This is a genomic window from Paenibacillus sp. GYB003 (assembly GCF_036577625.1).
Classification (GTDB): Bacteria; Bacillota; Bacilli; order Paenibacillales; family NBRC-103111; genus Paenibacillus_AB.
Genome location: NZ_JARBDC010000066.1, coordinates 41,960 through 55,010, shown reverse-complemented (window position 1 = coordinate 55,010; position 13,051 = coordinate 41,960). Strand labels below are relative to the sequence as shown.

The window sequence follows — 13,051 nt, the reverse complement described above, 5'->3', positions numbered from 1 at the left end:
TAAACTCATGTTAAGTAACAATGATGGAGGAGATCATGGCTAAAGTATTTGATCCGATATTTGAGTCTCACAAGAGATCGAGAGATGAATTGTTGCAGTCTATCCTTCAATCATTGGAACAGGATCAACGTGTTGTGGCTGCTTGGTTGTTTGGCTCTTTAGGAAGCGGTATAGCAGACTATTTAAGTGATATCGATATATTTGTAGTGATTGCTGACAATCATTTTGAAGAGGTAGCCTCTGCCCAAAAACAATTTGTAACAATCCCGGATACAGCGATGGTCACGATCAGCGCACCACAAAACGCTCCTCCGGAGGGAGCCTTTTTATCAGTTGTATATGATACCCCAACCGGAGCGCACATTGTGGACTGGTATTGGCAGAAACAGTCACGAGCTAAGATCCCGTCAGATACGAAGGTTCTATTTGACAGAGTCGGGATCCCTCCCTCCGGTCAACCGACGGGTTGGGAGTTCCCCCAACCGATTCCCGAGCGAACCGAACTGGAGATTGACGAATTGTATATCAATGCGTCCTGGTATTCCATTCCCCGCTTAGCAAAATACTTTGCTCGATCACCGTGGGAGAAAGAAACGCCAACCGAAATTATAAAATCGGTAAAAGATTTATGTGATCGTTTTGGTGCAGAAACCCCCGTCTTTCTCTGGGAATCATATGAAAGCCCTGAGGTAAAATTAAGATTTTTGAATCAATTAATCGACATTTCAGAGGGATTATTGCTTTCCGTTAAAGCGCGTGGCGTAGATGTTCCGCAGGAAATAGCCCCTTCCGTACGTCGATTTCTTGACATAGTTGGTACATACTTAAAAGCAAAGCTGTGATTGTGAACAGCTAAAATGTTTGCTCTATTGGCTTATTGCGCCACGGTGGTGCTGCCGGTTGTTAAAACAATTAACTTATTACCTGTTACGCTAAGGGTATTCGGCACCGTTACAGGAAAATCCCCGGGATTGAGCAAGGTGCACGAACCGAGCCGGCGCCGTCTACGCAAGCGTTTGCAAGAAGCGGAACGATATCGGCAAGCGGCATCGCTTCGACCTGCCAGCCGTATTCCGCTCCATCGAGCACGCGCGGATGATCGCCAGCAAAAGCCCCGCGGTCCGTACTCGTCCATAGGGGCGCCCTTCTAAAATCAAATTTGAAAACGCTTACCAATTAAGAATGGAAATCCCGCCTCGCCGTCTTGGAGGAGGGAGATCGTTCGAAGACATTCCCCAACGAGAAATCGCCGTCTTATGCGAAAGCTTTTACGGAGGACCGGACGTTGGCCATGGTCGGCACGATCAACTTGTTTCCGCTCCTGAAGCAGGCATCCAGTCAAGGCTTCCGGTGGAACCTCGCCGAATTCCCCAGCTACAAAGAAAAGCCGCATGTAGCTCCTCCGGTCGACCTGCATGAAATGATGGTTTCCCGGACAAGCGAGCATAAGGAGGAAGCCGTGCGCGTCATCGAGAGAAAAGCAAGTAAGGACGATGGCGACGGCAGGTTTTCGCTGGATGACGAAGGGAACAGTACTGAAGAAAAAGACGGCTTGCATACCCATACATGGGGGACGGCAGTCGTTTTCTTGTTTTTTGCAAAGTCATATCCCCGAGCCGTCCGGATCGGTGCCCCCTGAAATGCCATTCGATAAACGCAGAAAGATTGAACGGAACAAGCGGTGCATAAGTGATTTTAGTATGCTTGCGATAGTTGAGTAAGGGCTGATTTTATCAGCCCTTACTCTATTTTAGGAACGGGAATCATCGATGTCGTCGAAGCAGAGCAATGAATCATGGTGGCTAATATGGCGAATCCATACTTCCTCAATTTGCTTAAGATTCTGGCTAAACAGCGCTTCTATCAGCTGTTCATGGTCTTCCGGAACACGGCTCAGGTCAGGGAAATGTTTCGTGTTCTTAATAAAATGGATACGGAGTCGGTTTACGATGCCGTACCAGATTTGCTTGGGGAAGGAAGTTTCCTTGAATAAGATGATCGATTCGTGGAAGTGAATGTCTTCTTCGACAAGAGTGGAGATATCGCTATTGGCGGCAGCCTTTTTCATCAGCTCGATCGTACCCCGTAAATTATCGAAGAACGCCCCGTCCATTTCCGCAAGCTTCGTACGGATCGAGTAAAGTTCGAGCTGAAGTCGGATTGGGATAAGGAGCTCGGTTATTTCTGTTTTATTTACATCGGCTACAACCGTCTCGCGGTATGGATGGTTGCTGACAAGCCCCATCGCTTCCAAATCGCGCAGCGCTTCGCGGACTGGACCGCGACTAACGCCCATCTGCCCCGCGATATCGAGCTCTTTCAGTTTATCTCCGGCTTTCAATTCCCCGCTTACTATGGCGTCACGGATTTCTTTAGCCACTCGGTGTCGTAGAGAGGAGTTGGCTTGGCTTTTAAATTGAAAGGACATTTATATCGCTCCAATATGTATAAAAATGGGATTCGCTACCGGTATGTTTCGTAAACAGTATAGCCCAAAATGAAATCATTGAGCAAGATCAACTTTCATCAATTGATTGTCAACAATTGATTGATTTAATTTTCTTGAAATAATTGTTGACAATCGATTGTTTTTAAAATAAACTAATGGTGAAAAACGGAAAAATTGATGCCACCTTAAATGGAGAGGGAAGAGGCCATGAACGTACTCACGATTTGTGCCCACCCGGACGATGCGGAGATTTTATGCGGAGGGACGCTGGCGAGGTACGCGGAGAGCGGAGCCCATGTAACGATTGCAATCGCTACCAATGGGGAAGTTGGCTCTTCCACGTTACCGAAAACGGAAATTGCCGACATTCGGCGGGCCGAGGCGTTGGAGGCGGCGGCGGTCATCGGAGCGGAATTGATCTGGATGGGGTTTCGCGACGAATTTCTGTTCGATACCGAGGAAACGAGGCTCGCCTTCATTGATGCAATGCGGCGTTCCCAAGCCGATGTCGTGCTAACCCATTGGCCGGATGATCTGTACAATCCCGACCATACGGTGACTGGGCGTATCGCAAACGATGTAGCCATTATGACAACGGTACCAAACATCGTGACCCCTCATCCGCCGATCAATCGAATCCCAGTTGTTTATTTCATGGATAGCATGGCCGGCATCGGCTTTCAACCGGAAGAGTATGTCGATATTACCCATATGTTCGAAAAGAAGCGACGGATGCTTTCCGCCCACGCGAGCCAAACCGGGAGCTGGCTCAAGGACCAGTACGACTCGAGTGCGCTCGAAATGATCGAAATATGGTCCCGTTTCCGCGGTTTGCAATGCGGTGTACGTTATGCCGAAGGCTTCGTAAGGGCAAAGGCGTATCCGCGAAATGCGGCTGGGAGTCTGCTTCCCCATGGTATTGCAAGTCGCTAACGTTCACGTCCTAGGAAAGGAAGAGAAGCATCGATGCGATTTTCGGGTAGGACCATTGTCATAACCGGAGGAGCTTCAGGAATTGGTCTAGCTTGCGCAAAGCTTTTCGCTGCGGAGCAAGCAAATGTCGTCATTGCGGGAATCAACCTATCGGACGGTGAGGCCGCCATGAAAAGGCTGGGGGAGATGGGCCTAAACGCATTGTTTATACAGACCGACGTTTCCCGCGAAGCGGAAGTTCAGAGGATGATCGATACCGTTATGGACCGCTGCGGGAGACTGGATGTGCTCGTCAATAATGCAGCAATATTTTATGAGAGCGATCTGCTTACTGAAGCAACGGAACGTTGGCGGCATGTCTTTGAAGTGATCGCGGATGGTGCTTATTTTTGCACCAAATATGCAGCCCAAGCGATGATCGCCGGCGGGAGAGGGGGGACTTTCGTCAACATTTCCTCGATCAACGGCACTAGGGCTTTGAACCGATCGAGCCACTATAATGCGGCCAAAGGAGCGCTCGAGCAACTGACGCGATGCTCGGCTGTGGAGCTCGCCCCGCATGGCATTCGCGTCAATGCTGTCGCGCCGGGTTTTATCGATGCCGGTCTATCGATCGTTAATGATATTAATGAGCTGGAAACGGCGGCGTTCGCCGAATATTATGTCAACCAGCGCAAAATCCCGCTTGCCCGGGCAGGCCGAGCGGAGGAAGTGGCGGACGTCGTCGCTTTCCTGGCATCCGATGCGGCTTCTTATATTCAAGGTGCGATTGTACCGGTCGACGGGGGATTGTCAGTTACATTCTAAGCGATACATACAGGGAGTGGTCGGAGCGATGAAAATTATTGAAGTGGAAGCGATTTATATAAAAATTCCGGAGGTAGACGCCGCTCAATGCGACGGCACGCAAGATACGTTGGTCATCCGTGTTCATACGGACGAAGGGATAGTTGGCGTAGGCGAGGTCGATTCATCGCCGCCGGTTGCCAAGGCTGTCGTTGAAGCGCCTGCCTCGCATTTGATCGCCACCGGCTTGCGGAATATATTGATTGGCGAAAACCCGTTCGAAATCGAGCGGCTCTGGCATCGCATGTACGAGGGAACAATTTACTTCGGAAGAACCGGCCCGGCTCTGCATGCCATCAGTGGGGTAGACATAGCCTTATGGGATATTGTAAGTCAAGCGACGCGGCGGCCGGTATGCGAAATGCTAGGCGGCGTATTCCGCAGCCGGCTTAAAGCGTATGCCAGCACGCTGATGCCGGAAACGGTTCAAGAAGCGGCGCTGCTGGGAGAAAAGTTCGCCAAGCGCGGTTATAAGGCAATGAAGTTCGGATGGGGGCCGATCGGTCGCGACGCACGGTTCGACGAAGCGCAAATCCGGGCGATTCGATCGGCTGTCGGCGACGATATCGATATTATGATCGATGCCGGTTTGGCTTGGGATCTGAAGGGCGCCTTGCGGATGGCAGACATCTATGCCAAATATAACGTCTTTTGGCTGGAGGAACCGCTCCATCCGGACAATTTCGCCGGTTACCGCGAATTGGCCGCACGCACGTCCGTGTCGATCGCCGGAGGGGAGCAGGAAAGCGGCAGAAAAGCGTTCCAGCGCTTGATGGACGAAGCGAATCTGGATATCATTCAGCCGGATTTGGCCCGGGCCGGAGGATTAACGGAAGGGCGAAAAATCGCTACGCTAGCTTACGACCGGCACAAAACGATCGTTCCCCATGCGTTTAAAACCGGCATTCTCGTAGCGGCCAGCACGCATTTTGCGGCCGCGGTGCCGAATGCGCCGATGATCGAATATACGGTGTCCGACTCGCCGCTGGCCCGCGATCTAGTCGCCTCTCCAATCGAGTTCAAGGACGGGTACGTGACTGTGCCGGTCGACCGACCGGGGCTTGGCATCGAAATCGATGAGAAGGTACTGCATGCATACCGGGTCGGATAATCGTCCCCCTGTGCACTGGAGATAACCAATTCCCATCCAAAGGAGTATCGGCGTATGAGCGGTTATAATGTTCGGTTGTTCGGGGCATCAGGGGATGGCTCGAACAAAGATACGCAGGCGATCCAGCGGGCGATCGATACTTGTGGCGAAGCAGGGGGAGGTACCGTAGTCGTACCGAGTGGCGTATACATAGTCGGCACAATCGTCATGCGGGACCACGTCAACCTGCATCTTGACTCCGGGGCGGTATTACGGCTGTCAGACGATCGCGAGGACTATTTATTCCCAACTCAGTACGAAGGGAAATTTTCGGGCGTTTCTTATCCGGCGATGATTTACGGTAAACACTTACGTCATGTGACGATCTCCGGGAAAGGCAGGCTGGATGGGCAAGACGAAAAGTTTTGGACCCCGCTCGAGTATGCCGAAAACGATATCGGTAAATCCATGTTTGTCCACTTTAAGCCGAAAACTTGGCGGCCGATGATGCTCCTCTTCGAGCAGTGCTGGGATGTGACGGTCGAGACGATTACGTTCGAACGGTCACCCGTTTACGCGGGCTGGATGATCGAGTGCGAACGCCTCCGCATCCAGGGCGTTTCCGTGCAACATCATTTTCACGGACCGAACACGGACGGGTTTCATCTAAGCTCCTGTCGGCATGTGCGGATTTCCGACAGCGATTTTCATACTGGGGACGACTCCATAGCGATCGATGGTGACGGCCACGGTCCGGCGGAGCATATCACGATTACGAACTGCACGTTTACGAGCTTGAACAATATGTGTCGCTTATTTACCGGCATCGATCCTTGGCACGATGGTACGGCCGCTGCAGGAGGTGAAACCGTCCGCCATGTGGCGATATCCAACTGTACAGTACATAATGCCGCGGGAGCGCTTAATCTCGTTGCGAAAAACGGGACGATCGAACATGTAACCGTATCGAATATAACCTTGAGGATGAGACTGCCGGGCGTTCCGATCTTTTTGATGGCTGATCAGGGCACCATTCGGAACGTTACGATTAGCCACTTAATCGCAGAAGCGAACGGGGTTTGCACCGTTTCCGGGAAACCTGGCGATGTCATAGACGGTATTAGGATCACGGATTGCCAGTTCGATATTAAACCGGTACCGAAAATATATGGACACGGGCTCCCCGATCCGATTCCGAGCTATCCGGCCTATCATTTCGCCCCATACGGGATCTATTTACGACATGCGCGGGAAATTGAGCTGCGGGAAATCCGCATTAACTGGCTGGGCGAGCTTCAGGGTGAAAGTTGGAGCGCCCTGCAGGGACTCGATTTAGACCGGCTGGAAATCAACGGTTTTGTAGCCGACAAAGCGGGAAGCGACAACCGGGTACCCGCGATTCGGTTGACCGACGTGCGCCGGGTGTATATCGACGGATGCCGGACTATTGGGCATTCGGATATTTATTTGCAAGTGGAAGGAACGGACCTGAAGCGCATTAAACTCGGTCCCACTAACGATTTTACTCTTATTTCTGACGAGTCGGAGTCAACAATTCGGTATCAATCCTCAAGTCTTGAACGAAATCGATAAAACACTGGAACGCGAAAGAGGGATCGGATTGATTGCGATTTCGAATAAAACGGCGATTATTCCGCATGCTGTCAGGCCTCCCGTTATTGACGGGATTTTGGATGACGAGGTCTGGTCAAGAAGCAACCTGATGGATGATTTCCGTACCGCTTTCTTCCATAAAGTGGATCCGGCCGGGCCGGAATACCGGGTCGCCTATGATAAGACTGCTCTTTACATAGGAGGAAATATTAGCCGAGAAGATGCGGCCTTACTGACGCGTATCGAATTTATTATTTGTACGACTGCACCCGGGGATCGATACTATGTTGCCGACCTGCCGATTAATAAGAATGTCATGCTAACGAATTGGAGTCCGCACAATCATTTGGACGGAAAGGTTCAGCGGCAGAGAGTGGACGTTCCGGCGTTTCCCTATGAAACGGCAATCGATGAATCTGTAGGAAGGTTGTATGTCGAGGCGGCTATTCCGCTTACGGCATTCGGCGATTGTTCGGTCGCTCCCGGCGACGAATGGCGAATCAATATTGTGCATATATACCCGATCGGCACCAAGCCACTTGTATCCTGGGTTCCGATCCGCACATGCTGCTACGTCAAGGATGCGAGAGCCCCCGACTTGTATGCGGATATCGTTAACGAGGGAAGATGGGGCGGTATGTTTTTCGATCGCCTTCCGCAGGGACATCTCATTCGGCCCGAAAGATGGAACATGCAGTATGTCGGCTTCACAGAGAAGCGCGTAACGATGCAAATGAAGCCAGACTATGCCCATGCCCGGTATGAACTGGAGTGGACCGATCCGGCCGGGGCCAGACGGTTACTCGACCATTCCGCAACGTTGACACGTGACGAACGGCCGCTGTTGTCGTTTCACCATCCCGAACCGCGCCTTAACGGGCTATACGAGCTGCGAATCTTGACCTACGATCAAGATCCGGCAGGCGGATATTTGGCCGTATTCACATTCGACCGTACGGATCTCATCGAGGCAGGAGAAGCGATTTTCGTCCCGAAGGCTTGTAAACCGCTAGTGCAGGTGGAATGGGCGCGCGCTTCGGAGGAGGTGAACCGCCTGCTCGAACTGATCCCGCCGCAATCCGGAATGACGGAGGTTGGTCTGCCGGAGAAACCGGAACTACAGCCGGTGATGGGCTTATATGATTTATCGATGGACGGCCGGCAGTTGGTGGCCAAAGCGACCGGCACACTCTATCCGAACGAAAAATATCCGGAGACAAAAGTTGTGACGGTGTTAAGCCGCACAGGCAAGCCACTGAATTTCCCTTACTACGAAGACGCTGACGGAAACCGGTATTTCCTTTCAGCCCGACTATGGTTCGGACAAATACATCGTGTCATGGACGCGATCGGAGCTTTAGGTAAGACGGATCCGCTGGGCGCGGCTCGGCTGTTGTACCGGTTCGCCCAAGTCCAGGATGGGTATGTGCCGGAAACGAGCAGAGTGGAGTTTTCCTCCCCTTTCAGTTTTACGTCCGGACCGCCGTATTTCGTTATATCCGGAATTTGGTCCAATTGGTATTATGTTCATTTGATGCGAATCGAGCCATTGCTGCATGCGTTTCGGCAAGTTAAGAAGACGAATGCATTGAGCTTACTGAGCGGTGAAGCCGGGGAAGATGTGGGGAAGGCGATTATAGAGCAACTGTTTGTTCCATCGCTGGAATTCGCGCTTACCTTTCCCGTCGAATACGGCAATATGGACCCCGATAGCTGGAGAGTGCTGATTGCGGCCGGAATCGTGCTCGAGAAGCCGGATTATATACATTTGGCAGTGGAGCGGATAAGCCGATTTATGCGGACGCAGTTTATGGCGGATGGATTTTGGAGAGAGATTGCGCTTAGTTACCATATCCAGGTGTATACCAATATCCGGAAGGCGCTCGATATGCTGCACGGTTACAGCGATCCGCCTGGGTATGTGTCAGCCCGATCAGGGAAGCGTTTTGACCAATTGGATTTAAGCCTAGCGTTTCCGATTCTAGACCGAATATCGCGACTGAATGACGCCCTGACCTATCCGAATGGTAAACAGCTGCCGCTTCAAGATACATGGCCCAGTCAGACGGGGCGTCCGTACAAGGAACCCTGTTCGCTCCTTCTGCCGTCGGCCGGCATCGGTCGGCTTGCGATCGGAAATGGCAGTGAGCAGACCCAGCTTTATCTCATGTTTACTCCAAAACATGGCCATGATCATAGGGATCCTCTGAACATTACGTTTTACGCCAAAGGCCAGGAGCTGCTTCCCGATCTGGGGTACACGTATACGAATTACCAGCAGTTTTCCGTCTCGACGATAGGTCACAACACGGTCGTGGTTAACGGTCGTGATAGTGCTACGCCAACAGAGAACCGCGACGGTGGCCGCATCGAGCGATTCGTTGCGGAAGGTGGCGTCTTTCAGGCCATGCGGGCAAGCCAGCGGAGTGCTTATCCGGAAATCGACCGCTACGACCGGGAGCTGTGGCTTGTTCCGCTGGACGGGGGGGACGATGGTGATGGGTATGTACTCGATTTTTTTCGTGTGTCGGGAGGTTTTCGCCACGAATATACGCTTCAAGGTGACGCCAATCATGATGCTTCCTTCGAAACGTCGTCGCCGCTTTCGGAATATGGCCCGCATTTGCTCCCGAAGGGGGTGAAAGTACGGAAACCGTCGAACTATCATGATTTCGGCAACGCCGAGGGGCACTATCCCGGGTATATGTATATCCGGAATGTGAAACACACCGAATTGCGGGGGAATCGCTTTATGGTTAAGCTGGTCACCCGGGGGAGCTCGGGTGAACGGAAAGCGCAGTTGAAGATGACCGGTCTGCCGGAGGACGGAAACGGTCATCTTTACCTCGGCCGTTCACCATCGTTACGTTCGACGCGCCTCTATGGGGGAGGGGGAGGAGGCCCGCACGACAACAACCTGGAAGCGGAGAAGTACGAAATGCCGAAGCTTGTTTTTCGCAGGGAAGCCGAGGAGGGGCGAAATTTGCGAAGCACGTTCGTCACGCTGCTCGAACCTTATGGAGCGATGCAACATCCTCGTATCGAGGCTTTTGACAAACTGCTTCCGGACGCAGCACCGGAAGGAGCATTGGCGGTACGGATTGTATACGGAGAAACGATCGACATTGTCATGAGCAATCCGCTTTATCCGACCCAACCTCTCGTAATTGGCGATCTCATCTTGCAGGGGGAAATGGGGCTGATCCGGATGAGAAACGGGACGATATGCGAGATGATGTTGGTTGGTGGTACACGACTGCAAAAAGGAAAGCGACAGTTGAGCGGTTCCGGTCCGGCGACGGGACACATTCACGGGACGTTGTCCCGGACAAGAGGGGATGACTTAGATGCCCTGATCACGGATACGCCGGTTCCGACTACCGCTATCGGGAAATATGTGATCGTCACTCATCCGGATTGTTGTGCAAGCGGTTACAAAATTGGGGATGTTCGTTGGTTGCGTGGCCAAACCCTCCTGGTGCTGGCCGAACATGATCCGGGATTTCGTATCCTCGAAGACGGAACATCCGTGCAGACGCACTTTCCAGGAAAGAGATGGAGAGGTGCCCATTCATTCACCATCGCGAATATCGAAGTATCGAGGACGGATGAGAAGCTGTGAATTCCGAGGAACAAAGGAGCGAAGAACAATGATAAGGTTGCCCGGTATACTCGTTAAGAAGATCGTATTGCCGGTGATGGCAGGCGTGATGATCACCGCAGGCTGCGGAAAGTCGGTTACCGACAACCCGTCCGAGGTAACGCCTGAGGCGGTAAAGAAGGAGGCCGTCCCGAGTCCAGTGGAACTGAATGTTTTCGTCTCGACGGCGGAGGCGGACCCGCAAGCCTTCTTTATGGAATGGTACGGGAAATACATCCAGAAAAAATACCCGAATCTGTCGTTCAGAGTGTACAAAAGCGATAAAGGCACGACGCTCCCAGAGTTGATTGCCGCTGGAGTCAACATCGACTTGATGCACGGCTTGGCCGATCTGGGCGTCATGATGAAGGAGTTCGGCTTGCTGACAGATATTTCGAGCCTCCTCCAAACCCATGGTTTCGATTTGAATCGGATCGAACCTACCGCCCTTAGCGCATTGAAAAATGTGAACGATGGCAAGCTGCCCGGATTGCCGATCGAACTTAATTCCTATGCTTTCTACTATAACAAAGACTTGTTCGATAAATTCGGTGTCGTTTACCCGAAAGATAACTTAACGTGGGACGATGTTATCGAGCTGAACAAAAAACTGACGCGTTTCGAAGGAGGCCAGCAATATTACGGATTTGGTACTACCGGATCGCTGCTGTTCATGGACAACCAGCTCTCCCTCCCGCTAGACGATCCGAAAACGTACAAGGCGGCATTCAATACGGACGCATGGAACAAATATTTGCAAAAATTCATTCCGCTCCTGCAAGTTCCGGGCTATGAAAAAGGATTCAATGCGACGACAAACGCCTACTCGATGCTTTTTGCCGGTGTGCTGAACTTGATCAAAGACAAAAATGTGGCGATGTGGGCCGGTCTGTCGCAAGATTATCCAAGATCGGCTTGGGGAGGAACGACGAATTGGGCCGTGACAAAGTTTCCGACTATGCCGGAGAAGCCGGGAGTCGGACCGCAGCCGCGGACGACGAACATGTTCGTAACCTCGACAAGCAGGCATAAGGACGAGGCGTTCCTGGCCATCTCGGCTTTTCTGAGCGACGAAGTCCAAACGTCGGTTGTGGCGGAACGAGCAATCGGTACGCCTCTGAAAAATAGCAAAGTAAGGGAAGTGTTCGGGAGGGACAATCCAGATCTTGCGGGCAGGAATGCGAAGTTTTTGCAGCCGGATCAATACGCCGAACCGATCGTCCAAACTCCGAATACGATCAATGCCAAAAATGAGATCAACCGTGCATTCGTATTGGCAGCTGCCGGGGTCAAAGATTTGAATACGGCACTTAGGGAAGCTGAGGAAAACGTGAATAAACGGGCGGAAACGCTGAAAAATCAATAACCGGCGATTCCATTCCGAAACGTAAAGCTGCGAGACAAACGGCAGGAAGGAGAATTTCCAGGATGAAAGCTCTGGTATATGAGAGGCCCACGATGATGAAGATCAAGGACGTTCCTTTGCCTGTACCGGGTACGGGAGAAGTGTTGATACGGGTCGGTTGTGCGGGCATATGCGGCTCCGAATTAAGCGGTTATATGGGGCACAGCTCCATCAGACGCCCGCCGCTCATTATGGGCCATGAATTTGCGGGTACCGTTGACCAGATCGGAGTGGGTGTAACCGGGGTTCGGCCCGGAGATCGTGTTGTCGTCAATCCCCTCCTTACTTGCGGACGATGCTCAAACTGTGCCGGAGGGGAGGAGCAACGTTGCGCCTCGCGTCAATTGTTGGGTGCTCATCTTTCAGGTGCCTTTGCGGAATTTGTTACGGTTCCGGCGCAAAACTGTTATCCCATTCCGGATATATTATCGTTTGCGGAGGCGGCGCTTGCGGAGCCGCTTGCATGTGCCATCCATATTTGTCGGCTGCTGCGGGTTTCGGCCGAAGAACGTCTGCTCATTATCGGGGCTGGGCCAATCGGACTTTTTGCTCTTCAAGCTTCCCAGTATTTTGGCCTGCGTCATGTCGCGATCATGGATATTAACCGGGAGCGGCTTCAGATCGCAAAACAACTAGGAGCCTCTCCGGTCCATTCCGATCAGGAGCTTGCCGCTGTTAAGCCGGCTTCAGGGTTCGACGTCGCAATTGATGCAGTCGGCATGACCAGCACCCGAGCGGCATGTATGGAAGCGGTGCGGATCGGCGGACGGGTTGGCTTCACAGGGCTTCATGAAGCGGAGAGCACTTTGCCCGTAAATGGCGCCATTCGGGGTGAGTTAACCATGTTCGGGGCTTTTGCTTATTCTCGAGCCGATTTCGAGATGGCTATTCAGTGGACGAAGGAATACTCAGCCGTTATGATGCCGTGGACAGAGATGTTCTCTTTGGATCAAGGGAAAGTGTGTTTTGACAAGTTGCTTGCGGGAGCGGGAGCTATCGTAAAAATATTACTGGTGCCCGACGGGAATTAATTGCTCGAAATATCCATAACCAATCATGGAGGTAGGTTTATCT

Annotated in this window: 10 protein-coding genes and 1 pseudogene; 10 read left to right on the top strand and 1 reads right to left on the bottom strand. The window is 52.1% G+C overall.

Going from position 1 to position 13,051, the window contains the following annotated elements:
* Positions 1-35 precede the first annotated feature (35 nt).
* On the top strand, positions 36-842 hold the full coding sequence (locus tag PV407_RS20915; protein WP_332091937.1) for a nucleotidyltransferase domain-containing protein: 807 nt from the start codon (positions 36-38) through the stop codon (positions 840-842).
* Between the two features lie 443 nt (positions 843-1,285).
* Positions 1,286-1,639 carry a hypothetical protein gene (locus PV407_RS20910; RefSeq protein WP_332091936.1) on the top strand — a complete coding sequence of 118 codons (354 nt, stop codon included), beginning with the start codon at positions 1,286-1,288 and terminating at the stop codon, positions 1,637-1,639.
* A gap of 111 nt (positions 1,640-1,750) precedes the next feature.
* Here the strand turns inward: PV407_RS20910 and PV407_RS20905 are convergent, their stop codons facing one another.
* Positions 1,751-2,428: a GntR family transcriptional regulator gene (locus PV407_RS20905; RefSeq protein WP_332091935.1), complete on the bottom strand. Its 678-nt coding sequence runs from the start codon at positions 2,426-2,428 to the stop codon at positions 1,751-1,753.
* Between the two features lie 228 nt (positions 2,429-2,656).
* On the opposite strand from PV407_RS20905, the gene PV407_RS20900 reads away from it, so the two are divergent.
* The 8 genes and pseudogenes from PV407_RS20900 to PV407_RS20870 all read left to right on the top strand — a co-directional run bounded on the left by PV407_RS20900 (position 2,657) and on the right by PV407_RS20870 (position 13,008).
* Positions 2,657-3,382 (top strand): PIG-L deacetylase family protein, encoded by a 726-nt coding sequence (locus PV407_RS20900; RefSeq protein WP_332091934.1) that lies wholly within the window; start codon positions 2,657-2,659, stop codon positions 3,380-3,382.
* Between the two features lie 33 nt (positions 3,383-3,415).
* Positions 3,416-4,189, top strand: a complete 774-nt coding sequence (locus PV407_RS20895) for an SDR family NAD(P)-dependent oxidoreductase (RefSeq protein ID WP_332091933.1) — start codon at positions 3,416-3,418, stop codon at positions 4,187-4,189.
* Positions 4,125-4,586: pseudogene (locus PV407_RS29610) on the top strand (hypothetical protein); the annotation flags it as partial. The gene PV407_RS20895 and the pseudogene PV407_RS29610, both read left to right, overlap by 65 nt.
* 3 nt (positions 4,587-4,589) lie before the next feature.
* On the top strand, positions 4,590-5,339 hold the full coding sequence (locus tag PV407_RS20890; RefSeq protein ID WP_332091932.1) for a mandelate racemase/muconate lactonizing enzyme family protein: 750 nt from the start codon (positions 4,590-4,592) through the stop codon (positions 5,337-5,339).
* A gap of 54 nt (positions 5,340-5,393) precedes the next feature.
* Positions 5,394-6,911 (top strand): glycoside hydrolase family 28 protein, encoded by a 1,518-nt coding sequence (locus tag PV407_RS20885; RefSeq protein ID WP_332091931.1) that lies wholly within the window; start codon positions 5,394-5,396, stop codon positions 6,909-6,911.
* Positions 6,895-10,554: a heparinase II/III domain-containing protein gene (locus PV407_RS20880; protein ID WP_332091930.1), complete on the top strand. Its 3,660-nt coding sequence runs from the start codon at positions 6,895-6,897 to the stop codon at positions 10,552-10,554. Before PV407_RS20885 ends, PV407_RS20880 begins: the two co-directional genes overlap by 17 nt.
* A gap of 28 nt (positions 10,555-10,582) precedes the next feature.
* Entirely contained in the window at positions 10,583-11,938 is a 1,356-nt protein-coding gene (locus PV407_RS20875; protein ID WP_332091929.1) for an ABC transporter substrate-binding protein, read from the top strand.
* A gap of 62 nt (positions 11,939-12,000) precedes the next feature.
* Complete coding sequence (locus PV407_RS20870) at positions 12,001-13,008, top strand: zinc-dependent alcohol dehydrogenase (RefSeq protein ID WP_332091928.1); 1,008 nt, start codon at positions 12,001-12,003, stop codon at positions 13,006-13,008.
* Positions 13,009-13,051 lie beyond the last annotated feature (43 nt).

What these genes read in the sequence shown, in the direction of transcription:
- PV407_RS20895 (WP_332091933.1), top strand. Translation starts at nt 3,416, where the DNA reads ATGCGATTTTCGGGTAGGACCATTGTCATAACCGGAGGAGCTTCAGGA.
- PV407_RS20870 (WP_332091928.1), top strand. Translation starts at nt 12,001, where the DNA reads ATGAAAGCTCTGGTATATGAGAGGCCCACGATGATGAAGATCAAGGAC.
- PV407_RS20905 (WP_332091935.1), bottom strand. Translation starts at nt 2,428, where the DNA reads ATGTCCTTTCAATTTAAAAGCCAAGCCAACTCCTCTCTACGACACCGA.
- PV407_RS20885 (WP_332091931.1), top strand. Translation starts at nt 5,394, where the DNA reads ATGAGCGGTTATAATGTTCGGTTGTTCGGGGCATCAGGGGATGGCTCG.
- PV407_RS20900 (WP_332091934.1), top strand. Translation starts at nt 2,657, where the DNA reads ATGAACGTACTCACGATTTGTGCCCACCCGGACGATGCGGAGATTTTA.
- PV407_RS20890 (WP_332091932.1), top strand. Translation starts at nt 4,590, where the DNA reads ATGCTAGGCGGCGTATTCCGCAGCCGGCTTAAAGCGTATGCCAGCACG.
- PV407_RS20875 (WP_332091929.1), top strand. Translation starts at nt 10,583, where the DNA reads ATGATAAGGTTGCCCGGTATACTCGTTAAGAAGATCGTATTGCCGGTG.
- PV407_RS20915 (WP_332091937.1), top strand. Translation starts at nt 36, where the DNA reads ATGGCTAAAGTATTTGATCCGATATTTGAGTCTCACAAGAGATCGAGA.